Source organism: Citricoccus alkalitolerans, from assembly GCF_039528175.1.
Taxonomy (GTDB): domain Bacteria; phylum Actinomycetota; class Actinomycetes; order Actinomycetales; family Micrococcaceae; genus Citricoccus; species Citricoccus alkalitolerans.
The window spans coordinates 473,688-492,821 of record NZ_BAAALH010000002.1; the positions used below are offsets into that span (position 1 = coordinate 473,688).

General features: G+C 68.1%; 14 protein-coding genes. 4 read left to right on the forward strand and 10 right to left on the reverse strand.

Annotated elements, in window-relative coordinates; translation table 11 throughout:
* Positions 1-46 precede the first annotated feature (46 nt).
* The gene (locus ABD134_RS08040; RefSeq protein ID WP_344230788.1) at positions 47-925 is read right to left on the reverse strand and encodes a helix-turn-helix transcriptional regulator; all 879 of its coding nucleotides are present in this window, start codon (positions 923-925) and stop codon (positions 47-49) included.
* A 170-nt stretch (positions 926-1,095) separates the two neighbouring features.
* On the opposite strand from ABD134_RS08040, the gene ABD134_RS08045 reads away from it, so the two are divergent.
* Complete coding sequence (locus ABD134_RS08045; RefSeq protein ID WP_344230790.1) at positions 1,096-1,686, forward strand: DapH/DapD/GlmU-related protein; 591 nt, start codon at positions 1,096-1,098, stop codon at positions 1,684-1,686.
* A 10-nt stretch (positions 1,687-1,696) separates the two neighbouring features.
* Here ABD134_RS08045 and ABD134_RS08050 read toward each other — a convergent pair whose 3' ends face one another.
* On the reverse strand, positions 1,697-3,118 hold the full coding sequence (locus tag ABD134_RS08050) for an MFS transporter (RefSeq protein WP_344228475.1): 1,422 nt from the start codon (positions 3,116-3,118) through the stop codon (positions 1,697-1,699).
* A gap of 17 nt (positions 3,119-3,135) precedes the next feature.
* A complete protein-coding gene (locus tag ABD134_RS08055; RefSeq protein WP_344228477.1) occupies positions 3,136-4,227 on the reverse strand; it encodes an MBL fold metallo-hydrolase in 1,092 nt (363 codons plus the stop codon).
* A 99-nt stretch (positions 4,228-4,326) separates the two neighbouring features.
* On the opposite strand from ABD134_RS08055, the gene ABD134_RS08060 reads away from it, so the two are divergent.
* Positions 4,327-5,241 carry a LysR family transcriptional regulator gene (locus ABD134_RS08060; protein WP_344228478.1) on the forward strand — a complete coding sequence of 305 codons (915 nt, stop codon included), beginning with the start codon at positions 4,327-4,329 and terminating at the stop codon, positions 5,239-5,241.
* 83 nt (positions 5,242-5,324) lie between these two features.
* Here the strand turns inward: ABD134_RS08060 and fdhA are convergent, their stop codons facing one another.
* Positions 5,325-6,542: a formaldehyde dehydrogenase, glutathione-independent gene (fdhA, locus tag ABD134_RS08065; RefSeq protein ID WP_344228480.1), complete on the reverse strand. Its 1,218-nt coding sequence runs from the start codon at positions 6,540-6,542 to the stop codon at positions 5,325-5,327.
* A gap of 229 nt (positions 6,543-6,771) precedes the next feature.
* On the opposite strand from fdhA, the gene purU reads away from it, so the two are divergent.
* The gene (gene purU / locus ABD134_RS08070) at positions 6,772-7,656 is read left to right on the forward strand and encodes a formyltetrahydrofolate deformylase (protein ID WP_344230792.1); all 885 of its coding nucleotides are present in this window, start codon (positions 6,772-6,774) and stop codon (positions 7,654-7,656) included.
* Positions 7,657-7,822: 166 nt separating this feature from the next.
* On the opposite strand, the gene ABD134_RS08075 is transcribed toward purU, so the two are convergent.
* The 4 genes from ABD134_RS08075 to ABD134_RS08090 form a co-directional block, all read right to left on the reverse strand.
* Positions 7,823-9,844, reverse strand: a complete 2,022-nt coding sequence (locus tag ABD134_RS08075) for a BCCT family transporter (protein ID WP_344228482.1) — start codon at positions 9,842-9,844, stop codon at positions 7,823-7,825.
* A 40-nt stretch (positions 9,845-9,884) separates the two neighbouring features.
* Complete coding sequence (locus ABD134_RS08080; protein WP_344228484.1) at positions 9,885-12,383, reverse strand: GcvT family protein; 2,499 nt, start codon at positions 12,381-12,383, stop codon at positions 9,885-9,887.
* A 110-nt stretch (positions 12,384-12,493) separates the two neighbouring features.
* The gene (locus tag ABD134_RS08085; protein ID WP_344228486.1) at positions 12,494-13,999 is read right to left on the reverse strand and encodes a flavin reductase family protein; all 1,506 of its coding nucleotides are present in this window, start codon (positions 13,997-13,999) and stop codon (positions 12,494-12,496) included.
* A complete protein-coding gene (locus tag ABD134_RS08090; protein ID WP_344228488.1) occupies positions 13,996-15,297 on the reverse strand; it encodes an aromatic ring-hydroxylating oxygenase subunit alpha in 1,302 nt (433 codons plus the stop codon). The genes ABD134_RS08085 and ABD134_RS08090 overlap by 4 nt, the downstream gene beginning before the upstream one ends.
* Positions 15,298-15,455: 158 nt before the next feature.
* Between ABD134_RS08090 and ABD134_RS08095 the strand changes: the two genes are divergently transcribed.
* Positions 15,456-16,388: a LysR family transcriptional regulator gene (locus tag ABD134_RS08095; protein ID WP_344228490.1), complete on the forward strand. Its 933-nt coding sequence runs from the start codon at positions 15,456-15,458 to the stop codon at positions 16,386-16,388.
* A gap of 183 nt (positions 16,389-16,571) precedes the next feature.
* Here the strand turns inward: ABD134_RS08095 and ABD134_RS08100 are convergent, their stop codons facing one another.
* Together ABD134_RS08100 and ABD134_RS08105 are read right to left on the reverse strand one after the other, a co-directional pair.
* The gene (locus ABD134_RS08100; protein ID WP_344228492.1) at positions 16,572-17,723 is read right to left on the reverse strand and encodes an alpha/beta fold hydrolase; all 1,152 of its coding nucleotides are present in this window, start codon (positions 17,721-17,723) and stop codon (positions 16,572-16,574) included.
* 64 nt (positions 17,724-17,787) lie between these two features.
* On the reverse strand, positions 17,788-19,128 hold the full coding sequence (locus ABD134_RS08105; protein WP_344228494.1) for a pyridoxal phosphate-dependent aminotransferase: 1,341 nt from the start codon (positions 19,126-19,128) through the stop codon (positions 17,788-17,790).
* Between the last annotated feature and the right edge of the window lie 6 nt (positions 19,129-19,134).

Consider the following 19,134-nt stretch of genomic DNA (forward strand, 5'->3'; position numbering starts at 1 on the left):
CGCCGCTGCGTGCACGAACGGACGCAGCGGCGGCGGGTGGACGTCTTCATCCCTGACGGACGACGGCATCCCCTGGACTCGCCGCCAGGGACGCCAGCATCTGCAGCCCCTCCGCCGACGCCGAGCCCGGCTCGGCGGTGTAGACCACCATGGCCAGCCCCTCCTCGGCGGTGATCAGCAGCTCCTCGTAGGCCAGGACAAGCTCCCCGACCTGAGGGTGGTGGAAACGCTTGGTGCCAGCGCCGTGGGTCCGCACATCGTGGGCGGCCCACAGCGCCCTGAAGGTCTCGCTCTGCGTGGACAGCTCGCCCACCAGGTCCTGGATGCCCCGGTTCTGCGGGTCGCGGCCGGCCTCGGCCCGCATGCTGCCGACGCACATGTGCGCGAATCGGTCCCATTCGGGGTAGAAGTCGCGGGAGGCCGGGTCCAGGAACTGGAACCGGGCCAGATTGGGTGTGCGGCCGCCGTCGCCGATCACCGGCGAGTAGAACGCGCGACCGAGGCGATTGACGGCGACGAGGTCCTGGACCGGGTTCCGCACGAAGGCCACGGCCCCCTGCATGGACTCCAGGGTCCACTGCAGGCTCTCGCGCGGCTGCCGTGGCGCGGAGGCGGGCCGGCGGTGCCGCCCGGACGTCGGGATGCCGTCGGCCGCCCGGGCCAGATCGAACAGGTGGGCCCGTTCGGTCTCGTTGAGCATCAGGGCGCGGCTCAAAGAATCCAGGACCGATGCCGACGCCCCGGCGATCGCGCCGCGCTCCAGCTTCGTGTAGTACTCCACGCTGACCCCCGCCAGGGTGGCGACCTCATGGCGCCGCAGTCCCGGAACCCGCCGGTTCCCGCCCGCCGGCAGCCCGGCCCGCTCCGGGGTGACCTTGGCGCGGCGGGACATGAGGAACTCGCGAACCTCGGCCTTGTTGTCCATGACGTCAGCGTAGGCCAGGCCGCGGACGGTGAAGGAGTCCCCCGCAATACCCCTCTCGGCAGGGACTCCCCCGGTGTGGCCGCGCGTGATGGTCTGGAGCAAGATTCCCCGGCCAGCCCCCGGCGCTCAGCACCAGCCATCAGAAGGAGAAGCCCATGCGTGCAGTCATCATGGAACTCGAGGACCTGCTCGCGGCGCTGAACGCCGGTGAGACCATCACGGGTGATTCACCCCTGCACGAGGTCATGCACCACACCAGTCAGGAGGCCCTGCGCCTCACCGCTGAGCTCAATGGCGGGTACCACGAGCCGGCCCGGGTCCGGGAGCTGCTGTCCGAGCTGTTCGGCCGGCCGGTCCCGAAGACGGTGATGCTGTTCCCGCCCTTCCGCACCGACTTCGGCAAGAACACCGTCCTGGGCGAACGGGTCTTCCTCAACTCCGGCTGCGCCTTCCAGGACCAGGGCGGCATCACCATCGGAGACGGCTGCCAGATCGGGCACAACACCGTGATCGCCACGCTCAACCACGCCCTCGACCCGGCGCACCGCCTGGACATGCACCCGGCGCCCGTGGTGATCGGGACGAACGTCTGGATCGGTTCCAACGCGACCATCCTGCCTGGCGTGACCATCGGGGACAACGCCGTGGTGGCCGCGGCCGCCGTGGTGACCAAGGACGTCCCGGCGGGCTCCGTGGTCGTCGGCTCCCCGGCCCGGGCGGTGCGGTCCGTGACCGGGGAGCCGGGCGCCGGGCCCGCATGACCTCGGGGGGTCAGGCCTTGGTGGTCTCCGGTCGAACGGGCGCCTGGATGACCAGGTCCTCCACGTCAGCCGGACGGGCCCCGGCGTCCTCGTCCGGCGCCGGCGTTCCGTCCAGGTCCTGGATGTCCTGACGAGACCGGTCACGGGAGGAGATCAGTGCCGTCAGGCTCACCGCGGAGAAGAGGATCCACATGCCCGCGACCAGAGAGAGAGATCCACCCCCGGCGGTGACCAGCACGGTGGCGATCATCGGCGTGAACCCGGCGCCCAGCGTGGAGGCCATCTGATAGCCGATCGAGGTGCCGGAGTAGCGCACCGAGGTGGGGAACAGCTCTCCGGCGTAGGCGCCGTAGGGGCCGGCGGTGAATCCCTGCACCGTGGAGAGGCCGAGGAAGATCGCGAGCAGGAAGGCCGCCGTCGTCCCCATCTCCAGCATCCACATCACGGGGAAAGCCAGCACCATGGCCCCGATGTTGCCGGCGATCAGGATCTTCCGGCGTCCCAGACGGTCGGAGAGCTTGGAGGCCAGGATGATCATGGCGATGGTGGCCACACCGCCGATCGCCTTCATGTTCAGGACCTCCGTGGGGGCCAGCACTGCCTGCTGCACAGCGTAGGAGATGGCCCAGGCGCCCATGAGTCCCTGGGCCATCTGACCGGAGAGTCCGGCGCCGAGCGCCGTCAGGAGCGCCCGCGGATGCTCGCGGAACAGCTCCGCGACCGGAACGCGCGTCTTCTTCTTCACACTGCGCTCGGAGAGCTCCCGGAAGACCCGCGACTCGGAGACCCGCATGCGGATGAAGATGGCCAGCATCATCAACACGGCGGAGAAGACGAAGGGCACGCGCCAGCCCCATTCCAGGAAAGCATCCCCTGGGAGAGCGGCCATCGCGGACAGGATCAGGGTGCCGGCGATGGTCCCCGCGGGTGCGCCCATGTACGCGAAGGCCGAGGCGAAGCCCCGTGACTCCTTCTTGGCGTTCTCGAAGGCGAGCAGCATGGCCCCGCCCCATTCGCCGCCCACGGCGATGCCCTGCAGCAGACGGAGGGTGACCAGCAGGATGGGTGCCCAGATGCCGATTTGCTCACTGGTGGGCAGCAGACCGATCAGCGTCGAGGCGATGCCCATGATCAACACCGTGCCGATCAGAATGGCCTTGCGTCCGATCCGGTCACCCAGGTTGCCGAAGATGAGGGCGCCGAGGGGACGGGCGACGTAGCCGACGGCCAGGGTACCGAAGGAGACGAACAACCCGGTGGCCGGATCCAGGTCGGAGAAGAAGATCTGGTTGAAGACGATCCCGGCGGCCGTGGCGTACAGGATGAAGTCGTAGTACTCCACGGCCGTGCCGAGGAAGCTGGAGAACAGAATGCGGCGCATCTCTGCCGGCGGCGCGTGATAGGCACCTCCGGGGGCAGGCGTGGTACTCATGGTCGTGTCCTCCTGGTTCATGATGCGCTCGTGACGGAAACGCGGGTCACCGGGCCGGCGTCGTGGATGATGGTGTCCTGCGGGAGAACCGCGCTCTGGCCCCCGGAGTCACCGAAGGGAATGACCTCCAGGTCCTCCGGAATCACCAGCGGACCGCTGTAGGTGCCGCGGGCCTTCTCCCAGGCCTCCGGCGGGGAGTAGCTGGGGACGAGGTGATGCAGTGCCAGGCGCCCGACGCCGGCCGCGGACGCGATCTGCCCGGCCTGTTCGGCTGTGGTGTGGGCACGGCGGTGGTGCGCCATGGTGGCCTGGAGCATCGGGGCATCCGAATACCGGCGCGCCAGTTCGTCCAGGTTGATGGCCTCGTGCAGCAACAGGTCGGTTCCCCGGGCGAGGCGGACCATGTTCTCGCATGGCGCGGTGTCACCGGAGATGGTGACGGACCCTGCCTCGGTGTCGAAGCGGAACGCGAAGGCGGGCGCGGTTGGATGGTGGGAGACCAGGATGGCGGAGACGGTGACGTTCTCATCCCGGAACACCTCGAACGGCTCCATCTCCGGAGACACGTTGTGGTCCGGATCGAAACCGCAGGCCGCCGGGATCTCGATCTCCCGCGGCTGGAACTGCTCGGCCGGACTCTTGGCCAGGGAGTCGAAGATCCGGTCATTGCAGTCCGTGGCGTAGGCGCCCAGCAGGCCCCGCACCAGCCCAGACACCCCGGGAGTCGGGTTCTCCGGAGCCACCGGGACGGGGTTCTCCGTGGCATGCGCGGACAGTGGGGGCAGCTTGCCCCGGTCTCCGGGACCGATGATCGGAATCGGCCCGCGCGGAGAATTCTTCAGCTCGAAGGCTCCGAACAGCAGCAGCGAGGGCAGGTCAACGGTGTGGTCCGAGTGCATGTGCGTGACGAAGACCCCGCCGAGGTCCTTCATCAGCAGGCCGGATGTGTTCGCCTGCCGGCCGGCGCCCTGCCCGCAGTCCACCAGGTACCAGGTGTGGTTGACCACAACCGCGGTGGCGATGCCAGACCGGGACTGTCCCCGGTGGTCCTGCCACCACCGCGGACCGCCGGCGGTGCCGAGGGTGACGACGTAGGGGGTGTGCGCCATGTGTGAATCTCCTTGGGTTGTTCTCAACGGCCTCCAGCTTTGTGCGCTGCATCACTTTTGTCGAGCTATAGTTTCTTGGCAGACGCACAAGGAGAACTTATGAACGACGTGACGCTGCGCCAGCTGGAGTACCTGGCCGCCATTGCCGAGACAGGTTCAGCGACGCTCGCTGCCGAGCAGTGCCATGTCACGCAGGCGGCTGTCAGCCTGGCCCTGACACAGTTGGAACGAAGCCTGGGTGCCACGCTCGTGGTCCGGAGGCGCGGTCGGGGGGTCTCTCTGACGCCTGAGGGGCAGGCCGTGGCAGCCCGAGCTCGCCTCATCGTCGATCAGGTGGAGGAGATCGGTACCGTGGTCCGGGGTCTGCACGGAGAACTCTCGGGGCGCCTCACGGTCGGGGTGTTCAGCACCCTCGCCCGTGACACCATCCCCGCGTTGCTGGACTGGTTCGTCACGCACCACCCGGGGGTGGAACTCGACTTCATCGAGGGATCCGGCCCCGAGATCCAGGAGGCCATGCTGGCCGGGCGCGCCCAGCTGTGCGTGGTCTACGAGGCTCAGCTGTTGCCAGACTGTCAGGGTGAGGCCCTCACCGACAGCCGCCGGCTCGTGGCACTGGGCCTGGACCACCCCCTGGCGGCCCACACCGAGATCCGGCTGGCAGACCTCGCCCCCTACCCCGGGATCTTCGTGGCGGAGGAGCCGGCCTTCCAACGCACCCTGGCCGAATTCGCGGCAGCGGGGGTGGAGCCGCATGTGCCGTGGCGATCCGCCAGCGTGCCCGCCATCCACAACGTGGTGGGACGCAACCTGGCATACTCCCTGTTGATGCAGCCCGTGTCGCACAGCCCCGAGGGGCTGCCACTGATCTACCGGGCGCTCGCCGACGCCAACCCGCGCAATGCCGTCATGGTGGCCCGGCCGCATGGGGTGACGACGAGTGCCCTCGTCCACGAGGCCCTCGTGGCCCTTCGGGAGCACTGGTCATCGTCGGTGGCGCAGCCCCAGAGGTAGCGGCGGGAAGGTGGGTCGGCCGCAGCCTCCCCTCACCCTCCCGACCCGCGACCTGTGGGCGGTCTGCCGCGGAGCAGCGGCAATCAGTCCGTGAGATACCCGTTGGGGTTAAGCACGAACTTCGTCGCCGCACCGGCGTCGAACTCGGCGTAGCCGCGTGGGGCGTCCTCGAGGGAGATCGCCTTCGCATTGACGGCCTTCGCGATCGGCGCCTTGTCGTGCAGGATCGCCATCATCAGCTGGCGGTTGTACTTCATCACCGGACATTGTCCCGTGGCGAAGGACAGGGACTTGGCCCAGCCCGTGCCCAGCGAGAGGGACAGCGACCCCTTCTTGGCGGACTCGTCCACGGCTCCCGGGTCTCCCGTGACGTACAGACCCGGAATGCCGAGGGATCCACCGGCGGTGGTGATGTCCATGAGGGAGTTCAGGACCGTCGCCGGAGCCTCGTGGTCGGCATCCTTGCCGTGCCCGCGGGCCTCGAAACCGACGGCGTCAATGCCGCTGTCCACTTCGGGGACGCCGAGGATCTGCTCGATCTGATCCTGGAGGGGTCCTTCGCCGACGTTGACGGTCTCACAGCCGAAGGTGCGCGCCTGCGCCAGGCGGTCCTCGTTCATATCTCCCACAATCACGACGGCGGCACCGAGCAGCTGTGCGCCCATGGCCGCGGCCAGGCCCACGGGGCCCGCGCCGGCGACGTAGACGGTGGAACCGACACCCACCCCGGCCGTGACAGCACCATGGAAGCCGGTGGGGAAGATATCGGAGAGCATGGTGAGGTCCATGATCTTCTCCAGCGCCTGGTCCCGGTCCGGGAACTTCAGCAGATTCCAGTCTGCGTAAGGGACGAGGACGTACTCGGCCTGTCCGCCGACCCAGCCACCCATGTCCACGTAGCCATAGGCACTGCCCGGACGGTCTGGGTTCACGTTCAAGCAGATGCCGGTCTTGAGCACCTTGCAGTTGCGGCACCGGCCGCAGGAGATGTTGAACGGGACGGAGACGATGTCTCCGACCTCGATGAACTCGACATCCGGGCCGACCTCCACCACTTCACCGGTGATCTCGTGACCCAGAACCAGGTTGGCAGGGGCCGTGGTCCGGCCGCGCACCATGTGCTGGTCCGAGCCGCAGATGTTGGTGGCGACGGTCTTGAGGATGACCCCGTGAGGGACTTTGCGTCCCACGTTGGCCGGGTTCACCCCCGGACCGTCCTTCAACTCGAAGGTCGGGTAGTCGGTGTCGATGACCTCGACGACACCTGGTTCCTTGTAGGCGACGGCACGATTTCCTGGCATATCTGTTCCTCACTTCTGTGTCTGTGTTTCAGCGGGACGCCACGGGGCACACGGATGAAGTTCTCCCGGCGAGCTCCGTGGCCGATGCGCACACTGCCGGGTCAATTCGTCCCGCGTCACCATTGACGTGGCTGTGACACACATCATACCTTTGATACTACCCTGGTATATCAGTTTGCGAACATAGGTCTACCAGGAAGCTATGTATCGAGGGAACGAGTACCGAGAGATGGAGCCGATAGTGCCTGAGACCGCACGGGACCACGTCCTGACCTTTGACAGCCCGGAGAGACCGGGGATCGTGCACGCTCTCACCGGCGTCCTCCTGAGGCACGGTGGCGACATCGTGGAGCTGAAGACCTTCGATGACCCCCGGGCGGCGCACTTCTTCGCCCGCGTGCACTTCCGCCTCGACGATGGGGTGGAAGGGACCGCCGCCGCGGCATCGGTCCGGAGGGACATGGAGGGCCTCGCGGCAGAGCACGGCGCCCGCTGGGATGTCCAGCCGGCGAGCCAGCGACGCCGCGTGCTGATCATGGTCTCGAAGTTCGATCACTGCCTCAATGACCTGCTGTACCGCGCCCGGATCGGTGAACTGCCGGTGGAGATCGCCGCCGTGGTCTCCAACCACCCGGACCATCAGAGGTCCGTGGAGTGGCACGGCATCCCGTTCTTCCACATCCCCGTCACGCCGGAGAACAAGCCGGAGGCGGAACAGCGACTGCTCGACCTCACCGATCGGTTCGAGATCGACCTGGTGGTGTTGGCTCGCTATATGCAGGTGCTCTCCGATTCCCTGGCCACCAAAATGGAGGGGCGCATCATCAACATCCACCACTCCTTCCTGCCCTCCTTCAAGGGCGCCAAGCCCTACCACCAGGCCTTCGAGCGGGGCGTGAAGACGGTCGGCGCCACGGCACACTACGTCAACAGCGAGCTGGACGAGGGGCCGATCATCGCCCAGCAGGTGGTCCAGGTGGACCACACGCACGGCCCGGAAGAGCTCGTGGCCGCCGGTCGGGACACGGAGCGCAAGGCGTTGTCCGATGCCGTCCGCTGGCACTGTGAAGGGCGCGTCATGCTCCACGGGGGCCGGACGGTCGTCCTGCGCTGACCGGCGGTGCCCTCTCCGGAGGGCACCGATCCGGGAGGCACCGTTCCGGGCGGCACCGCCGCCGGACACTACGTGACTGACCCCCGTCCAACGGACGGGGGTCAGTCGTGTCCTACCTGTCATCACGGGTACTGGGTGTCCGAGCAGGTCGACCCCAGCCACGTGATCAGACCCGCTGATCCACGCTGCCCGGATCCTCGAGGTTCTCCATCTCTTCGACGTCGAGGTCCAGCGCCTCCTCGTGGTGCCCACCCTGGTCCAGGAACTCTTGGGAGGACTCGAATTCGGGAGTGTCAAAAACCTCACCGGCGAGCGGATCCTCGGCAGCGGCCACCATGTGGATCACGCCGGTCTCGGGATCCGTGACGGTCTCGCTCGGAGGCACGTGGCGGAAGGTGATGATCTGGGTCTCGCCGGAGCCGTTCTCGTTCCGCCCCTGCACGGGCAGTCCCGCCAGTGCGGTTGCGGCTCCGCCGACCCCGTGCAGCAGACTTCGCTCGCCCTTCCACGATCCATCGGTGTGGGCTCCGTTTCCGGTGTCCCCGTGGCCTATGCCGTCCGCGCCCGCCACGGGGGCATCAGTGGTGTTGATGACCTCCATGTAGTTCGGCATGGTCGCGATCTCGTGCCGGAACGCCCGCAGCAGGGAGATACAGGTGAGCACCATGATGACGGAGAACGGTGCGGCCGTGGCGATCGAGAGCGTCTGCAGGGCGGTGAGCGCGGCATCGCCGCCGACCACCAGCAGCACGGCCGCGGCGATGCCCTCGAGGAGGGCCCAGTACGTCCGGGTGGAGGCCGGCGTCCTCGTGCTGCCACCGCTGGCGAGCATGTCGATGACGAGCGAGCCTGAGTCGGAGGAGGTGACGAAGAAGAACACGATCACCACCATCGCGGTCACGCTGAGCACGGTGGCCAAGGGGAAGGCGTCCAGGAACGCGAACAGGGCCGTGGTGCTGTCCACCGCACCGTCCACCACGAGTTCGGCAGTACCCTCCCGCTGGAAGAGGATGGCACTCTCGCCGAAGACCGTGAACCAGAGCAGGCTGGCCAGCGTCGGGGCCAGCAGCACCCCCACGATGAACTGCCGGATGGTCCTGCCACGGGAGATGCGGGCGATGAACATGCCGACGAACGGAGCCCAGCTGACCCACCACCCCCAGTAGAAGATGGTCCAGCCGTTCTCCCATCCGTCCTCGGAGAGCGGGCCGACGTGGAGCATGGCCTCCGGCAGCAGCGAGACGTAGGCACCCAGGTTGTCCGGGAAGGCCTTGAGCAGGAACAGCGTCGGTCCGAGGATGAAGACCACCAGGGCCAGCAGGGCGGCCAGCGACATGTTGATGTTGGAGAGCCACTTCAGTCCCTTGTGCACGCCGGAGACGACGGACCAGACGGCGATGAGCGTGATGCCGGCGATGAGGACGATGATCAGCCACGTGGAGCGTTCGGCCCAGCCGAGGTAGCTCAGGCCGCCCATGATCTGCTCGATGCCGAACCCGAAGGAGGTCGCGATGCCGAAGAGGGTCCCCACCACGGCAACGGTGTCCACGGCGTGACCGATCCAGCCTTCTACGCGCCGGCGTCCGATCAGGGGCTCAAGCAGCCATCGCACGGCCAGTGGGCGTCCGCGGCGGAAGGACATGTACGCCAGCCCCAAACCGACGATCGCATAGATCGCCCAGGGGTGCAGGCCCCAGTGGAGCATCGTCAGGCCCATCGAGCCGCTTGCCGCCTCAGCGGATCCCGGCTCGTTCCCGAACGCCTCGGGCGGAAGGGCGTAGTGACTCAGCGGCTCGGCGACCCCGAAGAACACGAGCCCGATGCCCATGCCTGCGCTGAAGAGCATCAGGAACCAGGACACGATCCCGAACTCCGGGCTCTCGTCATCCCGGCCCAACCGGATCCGGCCGACCTTGGACGCCGCAACATAGACCGCGAAGACGAGGAAGATGTTGACCGCGATGACGTACCACCAGCCGACGCCGTCCGTGATGGCGGTGTTGAGCTGGGAGGTCGCGTCCGCCAAGGTGTCCCCGGAGACCCGGCTGAAGATCACCGCAAAGAGGATCAGAGCCACAATCACCACGGAGGCGGGGATGAAGACCGGTTTGAGGATCGTGTCCGCCGCACGTGCGCGCGGCGGGTCACTGGTGCCGTCTTCCGCGGAGGAAGTGGTTCTTAAGTTCATACAAAGCTCTTCTCTGAAGGGGTGACGGGGTCAGGCTGACTCAGCCGCGCAGTCGCGTCATCTCCGGGTCGTACAGCGGATCGTCCACCACGGTGGCTGCGATCCGGCGCCCGAGGTACTCGATCTCCACCGCGTCCCCGGTCTCCACCCGGTCCGGCAACCACGCGTAGGCGATCGGCTTGCGCACGGTGTATCCGTAGGCGGCACTGGTGACGTAGCCCGAGACCTCGCCGTCGAGGTACACAGGCTCCGTGCCGAGGACCACTGAGACCCCGTCGTCCACCGTGAGGCACCGCAGTCGCGTGGTCGCCGCCGCGGCTCGCTCCGCCAGTGCGCTCTTGCCGACGAAGTCATCGGTCTTCGAGGCCTTGACGGCGAAACCGAGTCCGGCCTGCTCCGGCTCGTGGTCGCTGGTCATGTCCGTGCCGAAGGACCGGAAGCCCTTCTCCAGGCGCATCGAGTTGAAGGCCTCGCGGCCCCCGGCAATGATCCCGTGGTCCTGACCCGCCTCCCAGATCACGTCCCAGAGCCGGTGGCCGACGTCGGCCGAGGCGTAGAGCTCCCAGCCGAACTCGCCCACGTAGGACAGGCGCATGGCGGTCACCGGGATACCGCCGATCGAGATCTCCTTGGTGCGGAAGTACTTCAGCCCGTCCTTGCTCAGATCATCGCGGCTGACTTTCTCCATGACGGCGGTGGCGAGCGGTCCCCAGAGCCCGATGCAGCAGGTGCCGCCGGTGATGTCCCGGACGGTGACCCACTGGGCCGGATTCTCCTCGTTCTGGTGGCGTGCCTCGCGGGAGATGTAGGCCAGGTCCACGTTGGAGTTCACACCGGCCTGGTAGGTCTGCTCGGACCGACGTGCGACCGTGATGTCACTGGTGATACCGCCGGCCTGGTCCAGGAGGAGCGTGTAGCTGACCGCGCCCGGCGCCCGCAGCATGCTGGACGTCGTCAGCCTATGCAGCAGAGGGCCGGCGCCCGGTCCCGTGATTTCCAGGCGCTTGAGCGGGGTCATGTCGAACATGGCCACGGCGGTCCGCGTCTTCCAGACCTCGGCGGCGGCGATCGGGGAGTGGAACTTGTTGGACCAGTCGTCGCGTTCCGGGGCGGCCCACTCGGAGGGCATCTCGTCCAGCAGGGCGGCGTTCGCCTCGAACCAGTGAGGCCGCTCCCAACCCGTGCCCTCCAGGTAGAACGCGCCGAGGGCCTTCTGTTGCTCGTGGAAGGGACTGACCCGCACGTTGCGTGGGGACAACCGCGGCTCCAGGGGGTGGCGAACGTCGTAGATCTCGACGAAGTTCTGCTGCGAGGTCTCCGAGACGTACTCGGGCGTGGTCTGCACGTCCTCGAACCGGTTCAGATCGCAGTCGGACAGGTCGATGCTCGACTGTCCGGTCGCGATCAGCTCGGCGACGGCCCTCGCGATGCCGGGACCGTGCGTGACCCAGACCGCCTCGGCCGCGAAGAAGCCGTCCACGTGGCGGGATTCGCCGACCAGCGAGCCGCCGTCCGGGGTGAAGGAGAAGATGCCGTTGAATCCGCGCTTGATCTCGGTGTTCCTCAAGTCCGGCAGCAGCTCCTGGCTGGCCTGCCACTCGGCCGCGAAGTCCTCCGGGGTGAACGGCAGGGACGAGGGCATCCGCTCGCTGGTGATGTCCTCCGGCCGGTAGGCCGGGAGTGTGTCGAGGTCGACCGGCAGGGGCCGGTGCGCGTAGGAACCGATGCCGATGGTGTCACCCCACTCGCGGTAGTACAGGTCTCGGTCCTGGTAGCGCAGAATCGGGCGGCTGGCGCCATTGGGAAGTTCGTTGACTCCGTCCAGGGACGGGACCGGCGTAGTCCAGGCGAACTGGTGGGCCAGTGGCAGCAGCGGGATCTCGGTGCCGACCATCTTGCCGATGTTCGGTCCCCAGAAACCGGCGCAGGACACCACGACGTCGGCCGGGAAGCGCTCCTCGCCCGCCACCACCGCGGTGACCCGACCGCCGGACTGCTCGATGTCAGTGACCGTGGTCCGGTCGCGGAACTCGACTCCGGCGGCCCGGGCCCGCTCCATGACGAGCTGGGTCCCCTGGGCGGCCAGCGCCAGGCCATCGCCGGGGGTGAGGAGCCCGCCGAGCGGCATGTCCGGGTTGAGCAGGGGGAAGAGCCGGAGGCATTCGTCGGCGTCGACCACGTGCGCTTCCACCCCATACGAGCGGTTCCAGCCCGCGCGGCGGTGGAGGTCCTGCAGGCGTTCTTCCGTGGTGGCGACCTCGAGGCCGCCCACGGGCAAGAAGGAGCCGCGGCCGTCTGGGCCGGTCAGCGAGGTCAGCTTTTCGATCGTGTACTGCGCGAACGCCGTCATCGACTTCGAGCCGTTGGAGGAGAAGACGAGGCCCGGCGCATGCGAGGTTGAGCCGCCCGGGATCCCCAGCGGACCCTGTTCGAGGACGAGGGTGTTGGTGTGTCCGAGCTGGGCGAGTTCGTCGGCGAGGTTCGCCCCGACGATGCCGGCCCCGATGATGACGACCCGGGGAGAGGGTGTAGGCCTCATTGATCACTCCTAGTTGTGCTGACGTCTGTGTTGCTCCCGGCGATGTGCGGCGCCGGTGATGTTCTGTGGAGGGATGGCCCTCCCGCCGGTCTCCGGCGTCCGGTCCTGGTCTAGGCGTCCACGACGAGGTCGGTCTGCGCCGTCGAGCAGCACGGCAGGAACTTTCCGGCGTCGATCTCGCGGGCACGGATGCCGCCCTGGTGATTCATGTCCACCTCGCCGCTGATCTTGACGACCTTGCAGGAACCACACATGCCCTCCCGGCAGTTCGCCCCGATGCGCACGCCCGCCTCCCGGGCGGCGTCCAGGACGTTCGCCTGCGGGTCGATGCGGACATTCAGGCGGGTGCGCAGGAACGACATCGTCAGGCTGCCCTCCCCGACCACCTCGAAGGTGGACGGGTCAGCCTGCCCGGTCTCGCCCGACTCAGCCGGCCCCGATGGAGTCGGGTTCGCCGGGGCAGACTCGGCAGGCGCCGGGTTCGCAGGAGCAGAGTCGGCAGGCGCCGAGTTTGCAGGAGCAGAGTCGGCAGGCGCCGAGTTCTCGGGGGCCGCCGTGGCACCGTCACCCTCGGCGGCGCTGAGCTCCGCGATCCGGTAGAGATCCAGCGCGCCGGTGGGCGGGTCGATGGCGTCGGCCGGGGCCTCCCGTGCCGCTTCGCGGGCGGCGTCCTGGGCGGCTGCGTACTCCTCGGCGAAACTGCCGGCGAGAGCCACTTCCTCCCGGTATTCCTGCACGATTTCGTGAGTGCCGGAGAACGACTCAACGAAGATCGACGTCTCGTCCACGCCCACCTTCTCCAACAGCTCGGCGGCGACATCGATATACCCCTCCGGGCCGCAGGCGAACACCTTGCGACCGTTGGCGTCGGGGACCACGGTGTCCACCATCTCGGAGGTGAGCCGACCGACCATCCCCTCCCAGGTGCCGGGGACGCTCCGATCACCCAGCGAGTAGTACACGGTGATCCGCGAATCGACTGCGGCCAAGTGCTCGAGTTCGTGAGAGAACGCGAAGGTCCCGGGCGCAGCCCCGTGATACAGCATGACCACGTCGGCGCGGCCCGGGAGGGAGTGAATCGTCCGGATCATCGACATCAGCGGGGTGATGCCCGAGCCGGCCGCCAGGAAGAGGTAGCGCGCCCGGCGGTCATAGTCGGGCAGGTGGAATGCCCCCACGGGGCCGAGCACCTCCAGCACGCTGCCGGGCCGGATGTTCTCGTGGATCCATGGCGAGACCGTGCCACCCTCCTCACGCTTGACGGTGATGGCAAAGGTCCACGGTTCCGTCGGCGCGCTGGACAACGAGTAGCTGCGGTTGACCGGCTCAGCGTCCGGACCGAACACCGGGAAGGCGATGTTGAGGTACTGCCCGGAGCGGAAGGCGAGCGGGGCGCCGTCCGTCCGGCGCATGACGACGGTGAGCATGCCCCCGGCTTCCGGGATGGTCTGGACGCACTCGGCCAGGAACTCCTGCGGGTACCAGGGGTCCAGGGCCCGGGCGGCCGCCGCGAAGGGCAGGTCGGCCGTGGCCCGGGCCACCCGGTTCCACGGCATCTCCAGGCCCCGGACGCGCCGGACCTCCGGGATCGTGGTGAGGGTGGTGCTGATGGTCATGCCACGTGCTCACGCATGCGCTGGGTGTACCAGTTGATGAACGCCTCGACCTGGTACTCGCTCTTCATGTAGGGCCCTGGCTCGTAGGCCGGGCTGCTTGCGCCCTGCTGGCACATCTCCACGAAGTTCTTGTCCTGCAGGTTCGTCTGCTTCCACGTGTGGGTGAGCGCGTCCACGTCGTAGTCCACCCCTTCGACGGCGTCGTCGGCCACGAGCCAGGTGGTGCGCACCAGTGTCTGGTGCTCGTTGATCGGGAACGCAGCGAAGGTGATCACGTGGTCGGAGATCAGGTGGAACCACGAGTTCGGTTGCAGGTGCATGGAACAGCGGCCCAGCCGGAAGTCGCGCAGGTCTCCCAACAGCTTTTTGGACAAGCGGCGGCCGGTAGCGGAGAAGGACTCCCCCGCGCCGTCGAGCGGCTCACGGGAGATCCGGATCCCGGTGACGCGGGTGTCGAGTTCCTCGACGACCTCGAAGGGCAGCCCGTAGCGGGTGCAGCGCCCCCGCAGGGCGTCCTCAGCCTCGACGTTGCGGTTCCAGACGTCCTCCAGGTGGGGCGGGACGATCCCCTCGGAGAGGCCCCAGGTGGGGAAGAGCGAGCAGGCCAGCTCGGGGTGGCCATCGCAGTGGTAGCACTCGCGATTGTTCTCCATCACGAGCTTCCAGTTGCCCTCCTCGATGATGTCCTGCTGGTAGGCCACCCGGGAGTTGGCAATCTCATGCGGGGCCAGGTACGGCTCGAAGATCTCGGCCACCTCGTCGAAGTCGGCGGGCGGCTCGTCCGCCAGGCAGACGAACACGAGCCCGGCGACCACGCGGCCGTGCGCCTTCTTCAGCGCGAAGCACGCCTTGTCGAAGGACGTCTCACCAGGGGAGGAGGCGTGGATCAGATCACCGTCGGGCGAGTAGGTCCAGGAGTGGTATCCGCACACCAGGTTGCCCGTGGTGCCCGTCTTCTCCGGGAGGACCCGGGCACCACGGTGGCGGCACACGTTGTGCAGGACGTTCACCCCGTCGTCAGTGCGGAGGACGATCAGGGAGTACGGACCGTAGTCGACAGTGACATAGTCACCCGGCTCCGGGATCTCGGCGAGACTGGCGGCGAAGAGCCAGTGCCGACCGAAGATCCCCTGCATGTCTGCGGCGAAGATCTCAGGGTCGGTATAGAACGGCGCCTCCAACGAGTAGCCGGTGCGGCGCTCGTCCAACAAAAGGCGCAACTGGGCGGTCTGCTCCTCGGTGGGGGCAACGGCGAGGCGGCCGCGGCTGGCGGCACTGGAGTTCACGGCAAGGGTCACGGTACTGATTCCTCGAGTCTGCGGAGTTCTGGGGCCTGCTGCGGGCCGCGCAGGGGCGGCACCGTTACAGCGATGTGATCAACGACACATCGATCGTAGAGTCCCGACAATGCAATAAAAAGCTCGGATATCCGGCGGGAACCATGCAGAATCAGTGCATGATCGATCGACGCCTCCTCACCCTCCGGACGTTCGCCTCCTGTGGCAGCATCGCGGCGACCGCGGAGCTCACCGGCTACTCCCCGTCCGCCGTCTCGGCGCAGCTGCGGGAGCTCCAACAGTCGCTCGGCATGCGCCTGCTGCTGAAGGAGGGCCGCGGGCTACACCTGACGGCCACCGGGCGCTATCTCGTCGAGCAGACGGACGGCCTGGTTGAAGAGTGCGACCGCATCACCTCGACCATGGCGTCCGTCGCCGGGTCGACGCCCATCGAGTTCGGCCTGGGTGGCTTCTCGACTGCGGCGTCCAGCCTGCTCGTCCCCCTCGCGGCGGAACTGCGGGCCACGCAGCCGAAGGTCACCGTGCGGGTGGTCGAGGCGAGCCCGTCGCGGTGCCTGGACCTCCTCCTCGCGGAGCGGATCGATCTCGCCGTCGTCGTGGCCACCGAGGCCGATGCCGACGTCGGCTCCGATTCCCGCGTCGAGGAGACGCCGCTGCTGGACGATCCGTTGGACGTCATGCTGCCGTTGGACCACCGGCTGGCCGAGAACTCATCCGTCTCGCTGCACGAACTCGTGGGCGAGGTCTGGATCACGGACGCTCCGGGTACCGCCTACCGCGCCCTGTTCTCCTCTGCATTCACTGCGGTCGGCGTGAACCCGAAGGTCCAGCACGAGGTGACCGAATGGGAGACGACGACGGCTCTCGTCGGGGCCGGGATGGGCCTCGGCCTGGTGCCGCGCCTGGCCAGTCTGGCGGGGTCCGAGAACGTGCGGCGTGTGCCCATCGCGGGTCCGGCGCGCCCGACGCGTCGGATCGTGGCTGCGGCGCGCCGGGGCACGGCGACCGCACCCATCATCGCCGCTTCCCTGGCGCACCTGAAGGATGCCGCCCGGCGTCTGCTCTCGGAGCGCCTGGCGGAGAATCCCTAGCTTCAGCCCCCCCATGGACGGCCGTCGTCAGATCGTCGGCTCCGCGCGAGGGCGCGATCGGCAAGGTCCAGGCGGGCTACGACCCGTGTCATTGGCACCGCGCCGCGGGCACGATGCCGAACCCCCGAGACTCTCCCCGCCACCGTCCCGTGCCCACGCTGTGACCAGCACCTCGCTCTGGCCTCACCCTGCCTGTTCCGCGCGGTCCCGCAACCACGTGGTCAGTTCCTGACAGGCCAGGTCCAGGTTCCCCATCTGACAGTGCTGATCGGCATGCTCTGCCTCGGTGAAGGTGCGCACCGTGAGGCTGCGGGCCACCGTGAGCGCACGGGCCTGCGCCCGGGCCAGCACCGGCGGCTGGAACGCGTCGTGCTCACCGCACATCAGCAGCACGTCCTGGCGCACCCGCTCGCTGCCCAAATGTCGGGCGTTCATGCCCATGAACCAGTCAACTACGTCGGCTGGGTCGTCACTGTCCACCATGTACAACACCTGGTCAACCACCGTGCGCAGCGTCGGGCTCAGGCGGACGCGGGTGCGCACATTCCAACGCATGAAATCACGGTGCCTCAACATCCCCCGGACCGGCACCCGCACCACCTGCGGCAGCCGGTGAAGCCAGTCAAAGACAGGGGGCCAGGCCACCACGCGCTGAATGCGGGTCTCCAAACCGGCGGCTCGCAGCGCCCAGTACCCACCCATCGAGAGGCCCACGAGCGTGGCCCGCTCCACGCCGAAGTGATCCAGCACTGCACTCACCGGCTTCTCCCAGTCATGGTCGAAGGTCAGACCATTCAGCGTCCGCGCTCCGCCCTGCCCCGGCCCTTCGAAGGCGATGACCTCGAATCCCGCGGCGGCGAGGCGCTGCCAGATGGCGTGGAACTCCTCGATGACTGAGTCGAACCCGCCGTGCAGCAACACCGTGGACCCGGCGCCCGGGCCGGCTGCGGGCAGCCGATAGGCGGGCAGGCTCGCCGAGGCATAGGGCACCTCGTGGCGCACGAGACCGGTGCCCGCGAACGCGGCCTCGTACAGTTCCCGGAGGCGCCGGTAGCGTTCGGCTTTCTGTTCCGACCGCGGCGGGGTGAAGAACTCCGCCAGGCGCAGATAGCCTGCAGCATGTCGTAGCCTGCCGGCTGCTGCAGACCGCGCCGAAAGGTCTTCGAACACGTCGATGCAGTCGGCCACCGACTGGACACGGGCGGCAGCACCGTACAGCTCGCCGCGGTCGGCGAAGCCCAGTGCGTGCGCCCGGTTGAACTGGTAGTTGATGAAGTCCTTGCGATGGAAGTGCTCAAACCCCACCGGCAGGGCCTCGACCCCTGGACTGGTCATGTACGCAATGTACGGTGGGCTGCTCAGCCTTGGACACAGCCGACTTGCCCGAAGATTCCGCAGACTAGCCCCGCTGGAATGCCACGATCCGCTCGATAGCCTCGGCCACGGCGTCGTACCCGGCGGCGAAGGACAACCGGACGTAGTCCTCCCCGTGCGCGGTGTCGAAATCGGTACCGGGTGTCAGTGCCACGTGGGCCCGCTCCAGCAACGCCTCACAGTAGACGGTCGAGGTGCCATACCGCGCGAGCATGGCCTCCCCCGGCTTCGCCCAGAAGTAGAAGGCACCGTCCGCCGGCGCGGCGTCGGCCCAGCCCAATCTGTCCTGGTTCTTCAGCACCAGGGCGCGGGCCCGGGCGAAGCCGGCCACCTGGGCATCACAGGCGGCGTAGGACTCGTCGGAGAAGGCCTCGACTGCGGCGTACTGGGCGGGGGCCGGCGGGCAGAGGGACACCGAACCGGAGAGTCCGCCGATCGCCGGCGCCAGGTCCTCCGGCATCAGCATCCAGCCGATACGCCAGCCCGGCATGCCCCAGTACTTCGAGAACGAGCTGATCACCATCGCCTCCGTGGAGTACTCCCAGGCGCAGACCCCACGCTCGACGTCGGCTCGGTCACCCGGCGCTGCCGCCGCGCCATCCGCGTCGTTCCCGTCGGACGCGTCAACTGCGTCAGCTGTGGCAGCCCCGCCAATCCCGTCGGAGGAGCCGTACGTGATGCCGTGGTAGATCTCGTCCGACACCAGACGCACCCCGCGCTCCCGGCACCACGTGGCCAGCACGGCCATCTCGGCCCGGGTCGCCATGGTGCCGGTCGGGTTGTTCGGGGAGGCGAGAATCAAACCGGCCAACGGGCCGTGCGTGGACTCGGCCTCCTCGAGCAGCGCGGGGGTGGGCTGGAAGCGGACGGCAGGGCCGGCGTCGATCTCCACCACCTGGCAACCGAGCGCGGCGAGGATGTTGCGGTAGGCGGCGTAGCCAGGGCGGGCCATCGCTACCCTGTCCCCCGGGTTGAACGCGGCCAGGAACCCGGCCATGAAGGCCCCCGAGGATCCGGTGGTCACGGCCACCCGCGCCGGGTCCACGTCCACCCCGTACCAGCGGGCGTAGTGGCCGGCGATCGCGGTGCGCAATTCCTCGATGCCGAGGGTCGGCGTGTAGTTCAGTGCCCGTCCGGACGCGTGCAGTTCGGCGGCCCGGGCGCTGACCCCCGCAGGAGCTCCACCGCCGGGTTCACCCGCGCACAGGCTCACGACGTCGGCCCCCGCCGCCCGCAGCTCCGCCACCTGGCCGAGGATGGTCATCACCTGGAAGGCGGGCACCTGCGAGCGGGAGGAGGGTGCGAGCGGTGGGGCCGGGGGAAGCGACGTGGAGGACTGGCCATCAGGCTGCGGGCTGGAGATCATGCCCCA